This window comes from Nocardioides sp. (assembly GCF_035503875.1).
Lineage (GTDB): Bacteria > Actinomycetota > Actinomycetes > Propionibacteriales > Nocardioidaceae > Nocardioides.
Genome location: NZ_DATJTA010000068.1, coordinates 56235 through 74595, shown reverse-complemented (window position 1 = coordinate 74595; position 18361 = coordinate 56235). Strand labels below are relative to the sequence as shown.

The 18361-nt window shown below is 73.7% G+C and carries 9 protein-coding genes; 1 reads left to right on the top strand and 8 read right to left on the bottom strand.

Annotated features, from left to right (window positions below; translation table 11 throughout):
* Nucleotides 1–136 precede the first annotated feature (136 nt).
* From VMF51_RS16390 to VMF51_RS16365, 6 genes are all read right to left on the bottom strand, one after another.
* Complete coding sequence (locus tag VMF51_RS16390; protein WP_325475525.1) at nt 137–508, bottom strand: VOC family protein; 372 nt, start codon at nt 506–508, stop codon at nt 137–139.
* A 190-nt stretch (nt 509–698) separates the two neighbouring features.
* The gene (locus VMF51_RS16385; RefSeq protein ID WP_325475524.1) at nt 699–1976 is read right to left on the bottom strand and encodes an acyl-CoA dehydrogenase family protein; all 1278 of its coding nucleotides are present in this window, start codon (nt 1974–1976) and stop codon (nt 699–701) included.
* A gap of 87 nt (nt 1977–2063) precedes the next feature.
* A complete protein-coding gene (locus tag VMF51_RS16380) occupies nt 2064–5048 on the bottom strand; it encodes an amidase family protein (RefSeq protein WP_325475523.1) in 2985 nt (994 codons plus the stop codon).
* 100 nt (nt 5049–5148) lie between these two features.
* Entirely contained in the window at nt 5149–5805 is a 657-nt protein-coding gene (locus VMF51_RS16375; RefSeq protein ID WP_325475522.1) for an acyltransferase, read from the bottom strand.
* Nucleotides 5806–5916: 111 nt separating this feature from the next.
* Nucleotides 5917–9282 carry a BTAD domain-containing putative transcriptional regulator gene (locus VMF51_RS16370; RefSeq protein ID WP_325475521.1) on the bottom strand — a complete coding sequence of 1122 codons (3366 nt, stop codon included), beginning with the start codon at nt 9280–9282 and terminating at the stop codon, nt 5917–5919.
* 272 nt (nt 9283–9554) lie between these two features.
* Nucleotides 9555–9701: a hypothetical protein gene (locus tag VMF51_RS16365; protein WP_325475520.1), complete on the bottom strand. Its 147-nt coding sequence runs from the start codon at nt 9699–9701 to the stop codon at nt 9555–9557.
* Nucleotides 9702–9755: 54 nt separating this feature from the next.
* Between VMF51_RS16365 and VMF51_RS16360 the strand changes: the two genes are divergently transcribed.
* Nucleotides 9756–11387, top strand: coding sequence for a sigma-70 family RNA polymerase sigma factor (locus VMF51_RS16360; RefSeq protein WP_325475519.1), 1632 nt, complete (start codon nt 9756–9758; stop codon nt 11385–11387).
* Between the two features lie 10 nt (nt 11388–11397).
* Here the strand turns inward: VMF51_RS16360 and VMF51_RS16355 are convergent, their stop codons facing one another.
* Nucleotides 11398–11685 (bottom strand): hypothetical protein, encoded by a 288-nt coding sequence (locus tag VMF51_RS16355; RefSeq protein ID WP_325475518.1) that lies wholly within the window; start codon nt 11683–11685, stop codon nt 11398–11400.
* 94 nt (nt 11686–11779) lie between these two features.
* Complete coding sequence (locus VMF51_RS16350; protein ID WP_325475517.1) at nt 11780–17935, bottom strand: DUF5979 domain-containing protein; 6156 nt, start codon at nt 17933–17935, stop codon at nt 11780–11782.
* Nucleotides 17936–18361: the final 426 nt, after the last annotated feature.

The window sequence follows — 18361 nt, the reverse complement described above, 5'->3', positions numbered from 1 at the left end:
TAGACAGTCAGCCGCGCACTACCGTGGGACACGAGAACCTCCGGGTTGGAGTGGGCCTTAGACAAGCCACATCCCACTCGGAGGTTCTCGCTCGTTCAACCACCCGCGCCGCTACCAACGTGGTGGCCGGGTACAGCTAGTCGGGGATGACGATCTGCTGGAGCGCCCAGCGGTTGCCGTCCGGGTCCTGGAAGTAGACGAACCGGCCCCACGCCTGGTCGTCCACGCCCTCGCACTCGATGCCGCGCCCGCGGAGCTCGGCGAGGGCCGCCTCCGCGTCCGCCACGACGACCTGGATGAACTGGCTGGAGCCCGCCGGCATCATCTCCAGGCCGATGCCGAAGCAGATCGAGCACGCCGATCCGGGCGGGGTGACCTGCACGAACCGGAGCTCCGGCGAGACGGTGCGGTCGTGGTCGATGCTCCAGCCGAGCCCGTCGCCGTAGAAGGCGACGGAGCGGTCGACGTCGGAGACGGCGAGGGGGATGAGCTCGATCTTGTAGTCCATGACCCCCACGCTAGGAGCGGATGCGGTCAGTTTCTGGCCTGAGTGGGGTGGATCTGGGGGTGGGTCGGGCCGCTGCGGCTTCATCACGGTATGCAGACGAGCCGGCGGTTGCCACGGCGTACCCACCGTGGGAACCGAGAACTGCTCTGCATACCGTGATGAGCCTGCAGCCCGGCCCACCCCGCCCCGGCTACACCCCGCCCGGCGAGCCGAACTGCCCGAAGATCGACTCCGGCAGCTCGAACAGCGGCTCCCGGGTGAGCTCGGCCCGGGCGAGCGTGGTCAGGTGCGCCTCGTCGGGGCCGTCGAAGATCCGCATGGCGCGGTGCCAGCCGTAGAGCGTCGAGAGCACGGTCGCGTCGGTGACACCGGCGCCGCCGTGCAGCTGGATGGCGCGGTCGATGACTGACAGCACCGCCCGGGGTACGGCGACCTTGGCCGCGGCGATCAGGTGCCGCGCGGCCTTGTTGCCCTCCGCGTCGATCGTGTACGCCGCCCGGTGGCACAGCGCGCGGGCCTGCTCCAGCTCGATCCGCGACTCCGCGATCCGCTCGCGCACGGCGGACTGCTCGGCCAGCGGGCCGCCGAACGCCGAGCGCGTCTGCGCGCGCTTGACCATCATCGCCAGCGCGCGCTCCCCCGCACCGAGGGCCCGCATCACGTGGTGGATCCGGCCCGGGCCGAGCCGGGCCTGGGCGGCCGCGAACCCGCCGCCCTCCTCGCCGATCACCGCGGACAGCGGCACGCGGACGTCGGTGAACTCGACGACGCAGTGACCGTGCTGGTCCTGACGGCCGAAGACCGGCAGGGAGCGCTGGATGTCGACGCCGGGGGTGTCGACGGGCACCACGATCATCGACTGCTGGCGGTGCGTCGCGGCGGTCGGGTCGGTCTTGCCCATCACGATCAGGACCTTGCAGCGCGGGTCGGCGGCGCCGCTGATCCACCACTTGCGACCGTTGATGACGTACTCGTCGCCGTCCCGCTCGATCCGGGTCTCGATGTTGGTCGCATCCGAGCTCGCGACCGCGGGCTCGGTCATCGCGAACGCCGATCGGATCTCGCCGGCCAGCAGCGGGGCCAGCCACCGCTCCTGCTGCTCGGGGGTGCCGAGCAGATGCAGCAGCTCCATGTTCCCGGTGTCGGGCGCCTGGCAGTTGATCGCCTCCGGCGCGAGCTCGACGCTCCAGCCCGACAGTTCGGCGATCGGCGCGTACTCCAGCTGCGACAGTCCGGACTCGGCGGGCAGGAAGAGGTTCCACAGCCCGCGCTCGCGCGCCTTGACCTTCAGCTCCTCGACCACCGGCGGGACCGTGTGGTCGCCGGGCGCGGCGGCATGCCGGAACGCGTCGTACGACGCCTCGGCGGGGAGCACCTCCTCGCGCATGAAGGCCACCATCGCGTCGTACAGCTCCAACGCGCGGGCGGACGGGGCGGGGTAGGCGGGGTACGAGACGGGGGTCAGCACGTGGCACACCGTAGCCACGCCGAGCCGTCCCGCACAGCACGACGGCGCCGCGGACCCCGAGGTCCGCGGCGCCGTGGGTGCGTCGGGCTAGCGCTTCTCGGCCTTCGTGACCTTCAGCGTGACCGTGCGGCTCCAGGCGGCGGCGTACTGCTCACCCGCGACCACGTACAGCCGGATCCGGTGCCGGCCCGTGCCCAGGCGGGGCAGGGCGACCTTGCCGGTCGTGCCGACGCGGGCGGTCCGGACCACCTTCCTGCCGTCGTAGACCAGGACCGTGGCGGGCGCGCCCAGGCGGACGTTGAGCCGCGCCTTCTGGTTGGTCCTGACCGACTTCTTGACCAGGCCGACGGCCACGGTCGGCGCCGCCTTGGCCACCTTCAGCGTGGCGGTCGCGGAGCTGGTCGCGACGCTCGCGGAGCCGGCGTACGTCGCGGTGACGAGGTGGCTGCCGACCGGGAGGTCCGCCGGGAGCCGCAGCGTCGCCGTACCGCCCGCCAGGGTGCCGGTGACCGTGCGGCCGGCGACCGCGACGGACACCGCGCCGGTGGCGGCCGGGTCGGCGGCGACGGAGACGGTCGCCGTCGTGGGCACGCCGTACGTCGTCGCCGTGGCGCCGAGCGAGAGCGAGGTCAGCGACGTGGCCGGACCGCTCCACGAGAGCGCCGGGGCGAACTCGCTGTGCACGGCGGCCCTGGCCTGCTGCTCGACGGCGTACGCGTAGCCGAGGATGGTCGCGTCGTCCCACGCCCGGCCGACGATCTGCACGTTGTTGGACTGGCCCTCGTCGTTCTTCCCGATCGGCAGGATCGCCGTCGGCAGGCCGATGCTCTGGGTGATGACGCCCGAGGCGCGGTCGGAGCTGAAGATCGCCGACGACGCGTCGTTGTTGCCGATGCTGGTCAGGAAGCCCGGGTAGATGACGGCGTCGACCTCGTTGGCGTCCATCCAGGCGGTGGCGTTGACCTTGTGGGCGTCGCGGCGCGCGAGGTGCGCGGCGACCTGATCCTCAGTGAGCCGGTTCCCCGCGTTGCGCGAGTTGTACGGCAGGTTGAGCGGGTTCGTCAGCAGGTCCTGGACGGACATCGGGAACTCCGCCGGGCGCTCCTCGTCGAGGTAGCGACCCCAGCTCTCCGCGGAGCTGATGCCCGGGGCGCTCGGCGGCGACGCGATGTCACCGGTCACCTCCACCAGGGTGCCGCCGGCCGCCTCGATCGCCGCGCGGGCATCGGCCAGCGCGACCGCGCCGGCGTTGTCGTCGGTGATCACCGTCGACGCGAAGGAGCTCGGCCGGTAGCCGATGACCTTGCCTGCGAGTGCGTCGGCCCGGAGCGACGACTTCCACTCCACCGGGCGCAGCGTCTTGGGCGTCACCCGGGCGGTGATCAGGTCCTCGGGGTTGTCGCCGGTCGCCTGCGTCGCGGTGGCGTCCAGCAGCGAGGCGACGTCGGTGACCGACTTGGCCATCGGGCCGGCGTAGTCGGTCGCCCAGGTCAGCGGCATCACGCCGCCGGTGCTGGTCAGGCCGTCGGTGCCGCGGAAGGTCGTCAGGCTGGCGCCGGTCGACGGCGCGTAGAGCGAGACACCGGTCTGGGTGCCCATCGCCGCCGCGGCGAGGTCGGCGCCGACCGCGGTGGCCGAGCCGCCGCTGGAGCCGAACGAGGTCTTCGACGGGTAGAGGGCATTCCAGGTCTGCTTGAACCCGCTCTCGCTGAACGAGCCGGAGTTGGCGAACTCCGAGAGCACGGTCTTGCCGATCATCACCGCGCCGGCCTCACGGAGCCTGGCGACCTGCCAGGCGTCCTTCTTCGGCTCCCAGTCCTTCAGCGCGAGGGTGCCGCCGGAGGTGGGCATGTCCTTGGTGTCGTAGATGTCCTTCAACGCGATCGGGATGCCGAGCAGATCCCCGGTCCGGCCGGCCTTGCGGGCCTGGTCGGCGGCCAGCGCCTGGGCGACGGCGTCCTTCGCGACGGTGATGAAGGAGTGGAAGCCGAGCGCGCCGCCGTCGTACGCCTCGATCCGGTCGAGGTAGGCCTTGGTGATCTGCACCGACGTGACCTTGCCGGCGACCATGTCGGCCTGCAGGTCCGCGATGGTCTTGCCGGTGACGTCGTACGCGACCTCGGTGGTGTGCTCGACGTCCGGCTCGGCGGCGGGGATCGCGAGCGGCTCGGCGCCCGCGCAGGCGGCGGCGTACGACGCGAGGTCCCAGTTCTGCAGCGTGCAGATCTCGTCGATCGTCAGGTTGGAGAAGTCGGGTGCGGCCGCGAGCGCCGCGGTGTCCGTGGCGATCTGGGTCGTGTCGCCGAGTGCTCCGACGACGACGTACTGCATCAGCGACTCGGTCGCGCCGGGCTCGACGGTCAGCTCGCGGACGAAGCCGAGGTCGTTGGCGCGGCTGCCGGTGGGGACGTACGCCGTGGTGAACGGGTTCGACTGCTGGTCGCCCAGGGCACCCACGCCGCCGCCGACGACGATGCCGGTGGGCCGGGTGTTGCCCGGGGTGGTCGCGGTGACCCAGGTGTCCGCGGGGTCGACCGCCGCGTCGCCGCTGCCGGAGGCGCTGATCGTGGCCTTGTTGGGGCTGGTGGCGGTGAGGCCCGAGCCGAGCGAGCCGCCGAAGGAGACCTCCAGGGTGACCGGATCGGTCGAGGTGTTGGTGAAGGTGTCGAAGAACCCGGTGGTGCTGGTGCCGGTCGCGACCTGGACCTTGCGGGTCATCAGGACGTCGCCGAGCCGGACCGACCGGGTCGACCGGTACGAGCCGCGCGCGGCGGCGGTGAGGCCGAAGCCGCGCATCATCTGGTCGTTCATCCGCGGCTCCTCGCCGGCGGGCGCGTCGACGTGGACGAAGATGTTGCCGAAGCCCTCCATCTTCGAGCCGGAGACGTTGCGGATGGAGCCGGTGTCGAGGCCGGGCCGGCGGGCGTCGTTGATGTTGACGGTCGCGCCGTTCTCGGTGGTGACGTCGGTCAGCGCCTGGGAGGGCGGGGTGACCGCGAGGACGGAGAGTCCCACCGCGACGACGGCGGGGACGGCCACGAGGCGGGCGCGCCTGGAGGTGCGAGAGGGCATGGAGAGTCGGGTGCCTTTCCAGGAGGGAGGGGTGGCACCCGAGAGGTTCTCCGGCCCGGATGACGGGCGGGAACGGCTTCGATTTCCGGAATGTAACGTTTCAGGCGGACGGCATCTCCGGCCGTACGTCGCCTCCCGCGGACACCCAGCCGACGCCCGGCTCGTGGTGCCGCACCACCCGCGCAGGCACCCCGGCGACGACGGCGTGGTCCTCGATCTCACCGCGCACGACCGAGCCGGCGGCCACGACGACGTTGCGGCCGAGCCGGGTGCCGGGCAGCACGATCGCGCCGTGCCCGATCCAGCACCCGTCCCCGATCACGACCGGGGTGTGCGTGCCGAACTGCTGCCCGATCGGCGTCGCGACGTCCTGGTAGCCGTGGCTCGCGTCCGAGACGAAGACGTCCTGACCGAACCACACATCGTTCCCGAGCACGATCGACTCGTGGGCGGTGAGGCTGGTGCGTGCGCCGAGGACGCACCGGTCGCCGACGACCAGTCCGCGCTCCGGCAGTCGCTCGTCGTACGGCGAGTAGCCGACCGACAGGGTCGCCTGCCGGCCGACCAGGGTGCGGGCGCCGAGGTGGATCGACCCGACGTTCATCAGCGTGGCGGCCGGGAAGCCGATGCAGCTGCCGGGACCGAAGCTCCCGAACCGGTCGGCCGCGGCGGTGCCGGGCACGATCTCGCCGGCCCGGTCCAGCCAGCCCCACGCGGTCTGGACGGCGGCGCTGACCCATCTCCTGCGTCGACTCACGGGCCGCAGGCTAGTGGCCCGCGGCGTCCCGTGGCCGGGTCGCGCGCAAGTTCTGCCGACTCGACGCGCAAGTTCTGCCGACTCGACGCGCAAGTTCTGCCGACTCGGCGGTCAGAAGTCGTAGGTGTGGCGGAGGCTCTCGAACCACTCCCGGGCGGGGGGCATGTCCCAGGCGTCGATGAGGTCGAGGGCGCGCTCGGCGTGCGCCGTGGCGGCGGGCAGGTCGCCGTAGGCGCGGGCGGCGAGGGCGAGGAAGGCGTCGGTGGGGCCGAAGCACAGGCCCTCGGCGCCCGAGTTGCGGCCGGCGTACGGCGCCATCCGCTGGTGGACGTGGCGGCCGAGGTCGGCGTCCTCGAAGTAGAGGGCCGCCTCGGCGATGCCGCACCACAGCGGGGAGGAGAACGCGAAGTCACGCTCGATCAGCTCGTGCAGCTCGTACGGACGGAACTCCCGGGCGGCCTCCTCGCGCCGGCCGCCGCGCCAGAGCGCGACGACCGCGAAGACCTGCATCGGGAAGCCGGCCCGGATCCGGGCCTCGACCCCGGGTAGGGCGTCCAGCGGGCGCCCCTGCCACAGCCGCAGCGCGAAGAGGTCGAAGTGCAGGTCGAGGGACAGCTCGTCCCCGCCGTCCCCGATCAGGGCCAGGCGCCGCTCGATCCGACCCATCAGCTCCTCGCACTCGTCGAAGCGTCCGGAGGCCGCCGTCCACGCGAGCTCGACCTCGTCGAGCAGCAGCTCGGCGTACACGATGCGCAGCACGGACGCTTCGGCCCGGCCCTGCTCCAGGCAGGCCCACATCTCCTCGACGCGGCCGAGCTCGGCCAGCGTCGCCGTCGCCATCGCGAGGGCCATCACGAGCGCGTGCCGGTCACCGGTACGGCGCGCCAGGTCGATCGCCTCGTGGCTCGCGGCCCGGGTGCCCTCGGCGTTGGCCGAGGTCCAGGTGGAGAGTCCCGCGTGCAGGAGGACGTCGCACAGCAGGACCGGGTCGCCCAGTGACCGCGCCAGGGCCAGCGCCTCCTCGCAGAGCTGCTCGCGCTCGGAGATCGGGGCCTCCTCGCGCAGCTCGTTGGCCAGGCTGACCAGCACCCGGCAGCGCAGCTCCTGCTCGTCCTCGGGCAGCAGCTCGACGGCCTGCCGGAGCGCGCCCACGACCACCTCGTTCACCGCGCCGAACGGGGCCGAGCGCCACAGCATCCGGTGGGTCGTCTGGGTCGCCGCGTGGGCGGCCCGGACCACGTCACCGGGGCCTCCGAGCCCGGTCGCGAGGGCGATGGAGCGTTCCACCGCCGCCACCAGCTCCGGGAGCATGGCCGCCCAGCGGTAGGTGTCGATGGCCTGCTGGAGCAGGTCCAGCTCCTCCTCCGGACCGGCGTCCTCGTCGGCGCCCTGCAGCTCGAGCGCGCTGTCGACGAGGGTCGCGGCGTCGACGTACGCGTAGACCGTGGTCGCCGCGCGGGCAGCCGCCGCGGCCGCGCGCCAGGCCCGGCCGACGTGGCCCGGGCCGGCCTCGCGCCAGTGCCAGGCGACCTCGGCCTCGCGCCCCGGGCGCTGCTCGAGCAGCTCCGCGACGAGACGGTGGGTGCGGGCGAGCCGGGTGGCGCCCATCGACGCGCACAGCACGTCGGCCACCAGGGCGTGGGAGAACCGGAACACCTCGACGCCGTCCTCCTCGAGCAGGCCCGCCTCGCAGGCGGCCTCGACGGCGTCGAGCAGGTCGTCCGGTCCGATCCGGGTGACGTCGCCGAGCGTCTCGAGGTCGAAGGAGTGACCGACCACCGCGGCGGCCCGCAGCACGGTGGTGGCGACCTCGGGGAGGGTCGCCAGCCGCCGCTCGACGACCTCGGACAGGGCGGTGGGCACCGTCGTGGGCAGCTCCCCCGACCCCACGACCTCGTCGAGCTCGCGGTCGTCGCCGAGCGCCAGCCGCGCCAGCTCCACGACGAAGAACGGGTTGCCCTGGGTACGCCGGTGCAGCGCGGCCACCTGCGCCTCCGGCAGCGTGCGGCCCGCGACCTCCTCGAAGACCGTCCGGGTGGCGTCCTCGTCGAGCCCCGCCAGCTCCAGGCGTACGGCGTGCCGGCGGGCCAGCGACTCCGCGACCCCGCCGAGGTCGTGACGCGCCTCGGCCTGCGAGCGCCAGGTCACCACCACGAGCAGCCGCTCGCGGGTCACCGACTCCGCCAGCAGCCGCAGGACCCCGAGGGTCGAGGGGTCGGCCCAGTGCAGGTCCTCCAGCACGAGCATCAGGGGCTGCGCCTCGGCGGCCTCCCGGATGAGCCGCGCGATGTCGGCGCGCACCCGGAACAGGCCACCGGCCTCCGGCCCCGGCTCGGGAGCGGTGAACGGGGTGCCGAGCGCGTCCAGGACCGACAGCCACGGCCACAGCGGCGGCGCGCCGTCGTCCTGCGAGCACTGCCCGACCGCCAGTCGCCAGCCGTGCTCGACGGCGTCGAGCGCCACCTCCTCGACCAGGCGGGACTTGCCGATCCCCGCGCCGCCGCTCAGCACCGCGAACCCGCCGCGCTGCTCCTGCGCCTCGTCCAGGGCGCGGCGCAGCTCGGCCAGGTCCGGCTCCCGGCCCGCCAGCTTCCAGGCCGAGGCGTTCACCCGGGTGCTGGCCCGGCGGACCGGCGTCGCGGACGCCGACGGGGCCGGCACGTCGGTCACCGACGGCTCCTGGCGCAGGATCGCGGTGCGCAGCTCCTGCAGCGGCCGGCTCGGGTCCACCCCGAGCTCGTCGGCCAGGTTGTCGCGGAGGCGGTCGAGGACGGCGAGCGCGTCGGCCTGCCGGCTCTCCCGTGCGAGCGCCACGGCGCGCAGCGCCCACCACCGCTCGTGCAGCGGGTGCTCGGCCGTGCGCGCCTCGAGCTCGCCGCGGACGAGGTCGTGCCGGCCGAGCGCGAGCTGGCCGACCGCCCGGAGCTCACCGGCCATCAGGCGCAGGTCCTCCAGCCGGACCCGGTAGGCGACGGCGGCGGGGTCGTCGCCGAGCTCGGCGTACGGCGTCCCGCGCCACAGCGCCAGCGCGTCGTCCAGCTCGTCGAGCGCGGCCTCGACCGTCTCGCGGTCCTGCTGGGCCACCCGCGGGCGGAGCTGGTCCGCGACGACGGCGAGCCGGGTGCGGGCCGACCCGACGTGCTCCTCGAAGCGGACCTCGTCGCGGTCCACCGAGTCGATCCGGAGCAGGTAGGTGTCCCCCTCGGTGACCAGGACCGTCGCCGGTGCGCGCGGCGGCCGGTCCGGCTCCAGCGCCCGGCGCAGCGCAGCGACGTACCCGTGCAGCGTCGCGCGCGCCGTGGCGGGCGCCCGGTCGCCCCAGACCCGCTCGATCACCATCTCGCTCGGCACCGGCGCCCCACCGCCCAGCGCCAGGGCCGCGATCACCTCGCGCTGCCGCAGCGTGCCGAGGTCGACCTCGGCACCGTCCCTGGTCACCCGGACCGGACCCAGGACGGCGACTGCGAGCCTCGTCACGGCGCGACCGACCTCCTCGCGGCTGAGAGCGCTCCTACCCGGGGGAGGCTAACCGACGGGGACGCTCCGCGAGCCCGGGTTCGACGACCGCCGTCCGACCACTGGGACCTCCGGGTGAACCACCGGGTGATTTCGCCGACGGCTCACGCTCGCCCGGCCCCTACGGGGCCGACCCCGGTCCGGGACCGGGCGATGCTGATCGCATCGCCGTCCGGGCTCGTGGTCCCGGGGCGTTCTCCGGGGGGAGCTTCTTACATGTTCAGTCACGCGGCTCAGGTCCGTCGCCAGCGGACCACTTCGAGGCCGGCCGCGAGGTCGGCGGCGCTCGGGATCCAGCCGCGCGCCAGCTCGTCGCGCCACAGCTCGGCGAGCGCGGCACGCTCCTCCTCGGGCAGGGAGTTCCAGGTCTGCTCGGTCACGACACAGGGACGCCGTCGTACCCCTGTCCTTACGGCCGAGTGCGGGTCGGTTCGATGACCTCCTTCATCGAGCGCGAGACGCTCAGCGACGTCGACCTGCTCCTTGAGGCACGGACCGGCGACGAGTCGGCCGTGGAGGAGCTCTACCGCCGGCACCGCGAGTCGGCGCTGCGGTTCGCGCGGAGCCTCACCGACCCGGTCACCGCCGAGGACGTCGTCGCCGAGGCGTTCGTGAAGGTCCTGGAGACGATCCGCTCCGGCGGCGGGCCCGAGGTCTCCTTCCGGCCCTACCTCCTGACCGCCGTACGCAACACCTACGTCAGCCACGTGCGCCGCGACGCCCGCCACGTCTGGGTCGACGACCAGCGAGGGCTCGACCGGCCGACCGACGCCGACGTCACCGAGCAGCGGCACGAGTCGACGCTGCTGGCCTCCGCCTTCGCCGCGCTGCCCGAGCGGTGGCAGACGGTGCTGTGGCACAGCACCGTCGAGGGCGAGGACCACGACACGATCGGCCGGCGGCTCGGGCTGAAGCCCAACGCCGTGGCGGCGCTCGGCTTCCGCGCCCGCGACGGGCTGCGGAAGGCCTACCTCGACGCGCACCTCGGGGCGGCCGACGAGCGCTGCCGCCCCTACCGGGAGCAGCTGGCCCCCTACGTCCGCGGGCACCTGCGGTCCCGGCAGCGCGAGGAGGTGCAGCGCCATCTCGACGACTGTCCCGCGTGCACCGCGGGGTTCCTCGAGCTCTCCGCGATCAACACGAACCTCGGAGCCGTCCTCGCCCCGGCCCTGCTCGGTAGCACCGCTGCCGGCTACGCCGCGCTGACGGCCGGCGGGTCCGGCGGCCTGGTCGGCGGCGGGGGCGCGCTGCGGCACTGGATCCGCGCGAACCGCACGCTCACCGCCACCGGCGCCGCCGTCGCGGCGACGGTGGTCGTCACGGCCGCGTCCTTCGCCCTGGTCTCCGCTCTGGACACCTCCGAGCCCGGCACCGGGTCCGGCTCCACCACCGCAGGCGCGTCGACCTCTCCGGACTCCCCGGCCGGCACGTCCGGCCCCGCCAGGGACCAGGAGTCCACCGGCCCGGCGACGTCCGACGTCCGGCCGCGGGTGCCGGCCCTCCCGGTGGTCACGCCCCTCCCGACGCCGACGAGCGCCGTTCCGAGCCCGACGACCGCACCGCCGACTCCGTCCCCGGAGGACCGGTCCGACGTCCTGGTCGGTCCCGGCGGGGGGAAGCCGGTCGGGTCGCCGTCGTACGCTCCGACGCCGCCGGTGGGCCAGCCCAGCCCGAGCGAGACCACCCCGCCCACCGAGGTCCCGGAGCCCACGACCCACGACCTCGCGCTCACGGGCAAGTCGTGGTTCTGGAACGGACCCCACCACCACCTGCAGATGACGGTGACGGGGGCCGCCGAGACCACGGCCCTGACCATCCGGGTGCGCAACCTGGAGAGCTACTCCGTGCACGCCGAGGCGCAGTACGTCCCCGGCACCTGTACGACGGCGGGCACCGACGGCGACCTGACCACGCTGACCTGCGCGCTCGGGGCGGTGAGCGGCACCTTCGCCATCGACGTGGTGGTCACCGGAGGGCAGGGAGCGCTCGACGCGACGGTCCGGATCTCCGCCACCGAGAACCTGGATCCCGACCCCGCCAACGACGAGCTGCACTACACGGGCTGAGCCCCGGCGCTCAGCTCACCAGGCGCTGCAGCGCCGCGCACGGACCGGGCATCGAGGCGGCCCGCTCGGCGTGCGTCAGGAGCAGCCGGATGGCCCGCTCCTCGGGGTCACCACCGCCCGTGGCCGGAGGCTCGTTGAGCAGCAGCCGCTGGAGCCGGTTGCGCAGCTCGGTCTCGCGGACCTTCGCCTGCGCGCGCACCGCCCCGTCCTCGCCCAGGACCGAGAGCCGCCCCTGACGCGGGTCGAAGCGCACCCGCCCGTCGCTCAACCGGGCGATCTGCTGGTCGATCCGTCTCATGACACTGACCTCTCCTCGTCGGCTGTCCCCGGGTGAGACGACGGTTGCCCGCCGGCATGACGCCGACGGGCAACCGGTCCAGACCACCGTTCGCTCAGGTGGTGCGCAGCCTCCGCCCGCGCACGACCAGCGCGGCGCCCGCGGCGAGGAGGAGCAGCGCCAGGGACAGCAGCCCCAGCGCCGGCCCGCCGAGGCTCGGCAGCACGCCGGCCCCGTCCGGGTCGGCACCCTCGTCGTTGCCCGCGACGTCGGCGAAGGTGTTGACGACGGTGACCGCGGCCCGCGGGTCGACGACCACCTTGCCGTCGTTCCGGCCGCTGCCGGTCGCGTCCTCCTCGAAGCTCACCTCGGCGTCGTCCGGGACGTCGACCTCGGTGACCGTGCACGTCGCCCCGAGCGGGACCTCGATCCGGCGCCGGTCACCGGCGCGCAGCTCGAAGGCCGCGTCGCGGCCCCGGAGCCGGACGTCGCCCTCCTCCGTCGTGCAGGCGACCTCGAAGGAGAACGGCCCGGCCGGACCGCCGACGACCTTCTTGGCCACGCTCAGCACACCGGCGTCGAAGGTGTTGGTCACCGTCAGGCGCGTCCCCGACGCCGCCAGGACGGCGGGCGCCGCGGGACCGGCGTACTGGACGACGGAGCGGGTGGCGCCGCCGTCGTCGGTCTCCGTGGCCCAGCACTCCGCGCCGACCGGCAGGTCCGGCACGGTGACGGGCTTGCCCGCGACCAGGGTGAGGCGCTGGTCGGTGAGCAGCGGGGTGTCCACCGAGCCCTGGGGCAGCACGCAGGTGACGGCCACCTCGAACTCGCGGCCCTTCGCGTACGACGCGGCCTTGCCGTCGACGATCTTGTCGAGCACCAGCGAGGTGAGGTCGAAGGTGTTGGTCACCTCGAGCTCCAGGCGCTGCAGGTCGTCCGGCGTACCGCCGGCGACGACGAGCGCGTCGGCCCAGGAGCCGGCGTTGACGGCGTTGCTGGTGGCGCCTCCCGTCCCGGACTCGACCGCCCAGCACCGGGTGCCGAGCGGCAGCAGCACGGGGTCACCGGCCGCGTCCTCGAGCGTCCGCTCCTCGCCGCCCCGGATGACGACGGCGCTGGAGTGCAGCACCTGGGTCGGGGTGTCGAGGGCGCAGGTGACGTCGACCGTGAACGACGCGCCGGTGGCGTACGACGCCGTCGCGCCCGCGCCGGTCAGCACCTTGGCGAGCGAGACCGTGGCCGCGGAGAACTCGTTGGTGAACGCCGCCTGGACGGTGTTGTCCTCGGCGTTCTCCACCAGCGTCACGGTGACCGGTGCCGGGGTCGCGTCCGCGGCCCCGTCGTCGGTCTCGGTCACGGTGCACACCGCGCCCACGGGGAGCAGCAGCGGGACCTCGGCGACCAGCTCGGTCGCCCCCGCCGCCCGCGGCACCGAGACGGTGACCGGCGGGACCGGCGTGCCCTCGAAGGTGCAGGCGACCTCGTACTCGAACGGGCCGGTGGGCAGCGAGCCGCCGGCGCCGGTGATCCGCTTGAGGATCTCCAGGTGCGCCTGCTCGAAGTCGTTGACGACCTCGAGGGTGAGCGGCGTGCTCGCCCCCGGCGTGACCAGCACGCCGGCGGCCGGCGTGACCGTCGAGGACGTCGCGCCCCCGGCGTCGAGCTCGGTGGCCGTGCAGGTGGTGCCCACCGGCGCGTCCAGGGTCTCGCTGTCGTCGCCGACCAGGTCGACGGTCACCGGGAAGCCGGTGGCCGTCTCGCCGTCCATCGCGCAGAGCACCTCGACCGGGTACGTCGTCGACGTCCCGAAGGCCGCCGCGGCGCCCGTCACCGACTTGCTGACCTCGATCTCCGCCAGCGGGTAGCTGTTGGTGACCGTGACCGTCGTGGCCGGCTCGGGGTCCGAGCCCAGCTGGGGCACGATCGTCACGACGGCCGGGTCGTCGGCGGGGTGGTTGGTGACGCCGCCGTACGGGTCGGCCTCCCAGACCTCGCAGATCGCGCCGCCCGGGAGACCCGTGACGTCGGCCGACTCACCGGGACGGATGGACAGGGTGTCCTCCGCGACCGTCTGGGCCGGGTTGCCGATCGGCTCGATGCGGCAGGAGTAGTCGATCTCGAACTCCCGGTCGTCCACCGGCAGGTCGCCGGGGTTCTGCAGCAGCTCCTTCTCGACGTGCAGGGTGCCGTACGCCGTCGCGACGCCGACCTGGATCGGCTCCGTCGGCGGCAGCACGCGGGTGCTGCCGTTGGCGCGCTCGGTGGTCTCGGCGTGCCCGAAGGAGTTCCAGGCGATCGTTGGGTCCGCGACCCGCGCGACCTCCAGCGGGGTGTCCATCGAGAACCGGATGCTCACCCCGTCGCCGGGGGCCAACGGGGTCGGCCACTGCACGCGCATCTGGGCGGCGACGGCGGCCGGTCCGAACGGGTCGGACCAGGTGCCGGCGGCACAGCTGCTGCCCATGTCGAGGTCGGTGGTGCACACCCCGGCCTCGCTGTTCGCGTACGTCGTGGCCAGCGTGCCCGGGCCGTCGAGCGTCGGCGCGGTGGCGAGCCGGGGACGGTTGTCCCACTGGGTGCCGCGGTCGGTGCCGCTGAGCACGACGCCCTTGTCGCCCTGGACCGGGAACCGGTCGATGACGCGCATCGCGGTCGCCGGCTCGGTGCCGCTGTTGACCATCCGCAGCAGGTAGTCGTACCGGTCGCCCGGGTTGACCAGCGCGACGCACGGGTAGGCGGTGTAGGTCCGGCCGCCCTGGGTCAGCGACGGGCAGGCGGCGTCGCCGACCGCGACCGGCTCACCCTCGCGGTTGTCCCACCAGCCGAGCGCGTCGTTGCCGGCGACCCACTTGCGGGCCTCGAAGGCCGCGCCGGCCTTGGTGGTGACGGCCGCGCTGTCCGTGCACCAGGTGCCGGTGCCGAACGTCTGGTCCGTCGAGGTGCCGGCGCCCGGCGCGCAGGCCAGGTCGTCGGCGTCGGTCGTCGCCCCCATCCGGTTGGTGTTGACCTGGCCCTCGGTCACGCCCGGCGCCAGCCGGACCTGGATCTCGATGGTCAGGGTCGCACCCGGGCGCATCACCCAGTCACCGAACGACCACCGCAGGGCGTTGATCCGCCCGTCCTCGCTGGCGGTCGTGAACGTCGGCGTCGGCGGCTCCTCGGTGCCGGCCGGGACCTGGACGTCGACCACGCGGTAGCCGGTGCCGCCCTGGAAGGTCTCGTCGAACGACAGCCCCTCGGGCAGCAGGTCGCGCACCACCAGGCCGGGCAGGTCCGCGGTGCCGGTGTTGGTCACGACCAGCTGGAACGGCGCGACCTCGCCCGGCGCGATCGCGCTGTTCGGGGTCTTCTCCACGTCGAGCTCGGGGTCGCCCTCGACCAGGTCGAGGGAGGCCGAGACCGGGTCCACCGGGGCCAGCGATCCGGCGGACTGCAGCCGGGTCTCGAAGCCCGCGGTCGCCTCGTTCTCCAGCTCGGGGTCCGGCGCGGCGTCCGGGTCCGAGCGCTTCGTGCCGCGCGGGTGGACGTCGAGGACCACCGCACCCGTGCAGCTCGCCGGGGTCGGCGTGCCCTCGCACGGACGCAGCGAGTACCCGCCGTCGCTGTTGGTGAAGGTCACCCGGACCCCGATCACGTCGGCGGCCGCGACGCCCGCGGGCAGCGGGTACGACGCGCCGCTGGCGACCGGCGTACCGGCGACCCAGCCGGAGGCGGTCCGTACGTCGACCTGGACCCGGTTCGCACCGAGCGGGAAGGTCACGCTCGCGACCCGGCCGAGGTTGACCGCGTCGAAGAACGGGGTGTCCTCGTCGGTGATCTGGAGCCGGTTGGCGCTCACGTTGCCGGTGTTGGCGACGGTCAGGCGCACCTGGGCGGTCTGCTGCGGAACGCCGGGGATCGGCGCCGGCAGCTGACCGGGCGCGATCGACTTGTTCAGCGCCGCGCCACTGGTCGCGGGCGCGGTGGTCATCTCGGCGGAGCACACGGGGTCACCCATGTAGCCGACCGCGCCGATGGCGAAGCAGTTGCGCAGCGTGAGGCCGTCGGCGATGCCGTCGCGGCGCTCGGTCACCAGGTCGAGGAAGACCCGCTTGGTCGGGGTCAGCTCGCCGTCGACCAGGGCACGGATGCCGGTGGCCCGGGTCAGCAGCGCCGTGTCGGAGGCGACGTACGCGACCCACGCGTCGGCGTCCGGGTCGAAGACCTCCAGGTCGACGTCGGGCGTGCCGGTGTCCTTGCGGACCGTCGCGGAGACCAGCGACAGGATCGCGAACGGGTTGTCGGTGGCCCGCGGGCGGCCGTCACCCTCGACCGGCGGGTCGTAGAGGACCGGGTCGACCAGCGCGACGTTGCCGTTGTTGGTCATCGTCATCGAGAACGGGATCGGCTGCCCGGGCGGGACCTGGGTCTGGCCGACGGTCTTCACCCCGGAGCCGCCGTACCGGCGCGCCTCGACGGCGAGCTGGGCGCAGGCGTTGCCGGAGGCGGTGCCGGTGCTGTTGGAGGTGTCGGCCTGCGCGCGGTACGACGCGCAGTTGCCGACGCCCGGCGAGGTGCCGGACGCCAGGTCGTCGGCCGTCACGCCCGCGTTGAGGGTGCCGTGCAGGTCGAGGTGGGAGGTGGAGCCGATCGCGATCGAGGGCTGGCCCTCGTCGTCGACGCCGGTGAAGAACACCTCGATCGTCTCCGGACGGGTGCCGGCGCGGGAGACGTCGACCACGCCTGTGGCGGTCAGGTTCTGCACCAGGTCGGCACTGCCGTCGGCGTACGTCACGGTCAGGAGGGCCTCGGTGGCGCCGGCCGGGAACCGCACCCGCACCTTCGTCACGTCGAGCTTCTCGAACTCCGCGGACGGCGAGCCCGCGTCGGGCTCGACGATGCGCACGTGCCGCAGCGGGAAGGCGGAGTCGTTGCGGATGCTCACGGTCGCGGAGACCGGCGAGTTCTCGCCGACGACGGCGTACTCACCGTTGTCGCGGCCGAAGCTGCCGTCGGTGTCGGCCACGAAGGACTTGGTGGCGTGGACGAGGACGGTGTCGGGCAGCACGTCGAAGGTGTCGCAGACCGACGGACCGGAGGTCAGGTCGTCGTTCTCGTCGATCGCGCCGGGGACGGCGCAGTTGGTGACGGTGAGCTTGGTGGTGGGCAGGAGGTCGTCCCCCGTGGAGCGGACGGTCTCGCGCAGCTCCAGCCCGAGGCGGACCGTACCGCCCGTCGCGTCGTACGGCAGGGCGCTGCCGTCGTCGGCGGTGAAGACGACCCGGACGCCGGTGACGTCCTCGGCGTCGATGCCGGCGGGCAGGGCGAGCGGCCCGGTCGCGGACGCGACGGGACCGGCGGTCCAGTCGGCCGCGTCGGCGCAGTCGGACTCGGCGGCGGTGCACACCAGCAGCCGGGCGCGGTCGGCACCGGCCGGGAAGGCGACCAGCTCGACGCCGGTCAGGTCGAAGTTCTCGTACGTCGCAGGCGTGACGTCGGTGACCCGCAGCTCGCCGACGCTGACCGCCCCGGACGAGGCGTTGCGGACCCCGAGGGTGACCGTGGTGGCCTCACCGGTCCCGGCGATCGCCGAGCCGTCGGCCCAGTTCTTCGTGGCGACCGGCCGCACCTCGCGCGGCACCGAGACCGGCAGCACGTTGTCGTCCGAGGCCTCGGGCGCGTTGTCGGCGACCGTCGTGGCGGTGTTGGTGATCTCCGCACCGTTCGGCAGCGGGCTGTTCGCCGGCAGGCGCATGCCGAGCTCGAAGACCCGGGTCGCGCCGTCGTTGAGGCCGACCGAGCCGACCGGCTCCTGGAGCGGCTCGACGAAGCGCACGGTGAGGGTGCGCGTCGCGGCGTCGTAGTCCACGATGCGGGTCTCGGTCGTCGGCGGCAGCGAGGTCACGTCGAGGCCCGCGGGCAGCACGTCGGTGACGGTCTGGTTCACGCAGCCGGCGGTCAGGCCCGAGCAGCGCGCGGTGAGGATGTAGGTGAACTGCGCGCCCGGCGTCACCGAGCCGCCGTCGAGGCTGCTCTCCTTCGTGATGCCGACCTGCGACTGGGCGGGCGCGGCCGCAGCCGCGACGGGGGGCTTGCGGACGTCGTCGCCCCGGGCGCCCTTCTCCTCGCGGTCGTCCTTGGTCGGCTCGTCCGTGGCGTCCTTGGTCGGCGCGTCCCCCGTCGGCTCGTCCGACTGCTGGCTCGGTGCCGGCTCGGTCGGCTCCGGCTGGGTCGGGTCGGTGGACGGCGCACCCGGCGCCGACGTGGTCTCGGAGGTCGGTTGCTCGGTCACGGCCGCAGCCACGCCCGTCGTCCCGAGAGCGGCCACCATGACGGCTGCCGTCAGCAACCTCGTCAGGCCTCTGTGTCGCAAGTTCCTCATGTCCCCATCCGTGTGTGTGCCGGAGCCGATACGGCTTGCCGACGACCAGACGGTTCGGGTGCGAGGTGATTACGGCCGGGCCGAGACGGTCTAGACCAGAGAGGTGATCCGGGCGGGTGGTGGACGGCCTGCCCGGAGGCCGCAATTGCGGCCGTTGGACATGCCCGGGGCCGGTGGGTCTGCACGAGCGGCGCAATTGCGGCCGTTGGACAGGTTTGAGCCCGACCGATCCGCACCACGGCCGCAATTGCGGCCGTACGGCGCCCGCTCCCGGCCGGCCTGCACCACCGCTGCAATTGCGGCCGTACGACATCCCCAGCCCCCGCCACCCCGCCC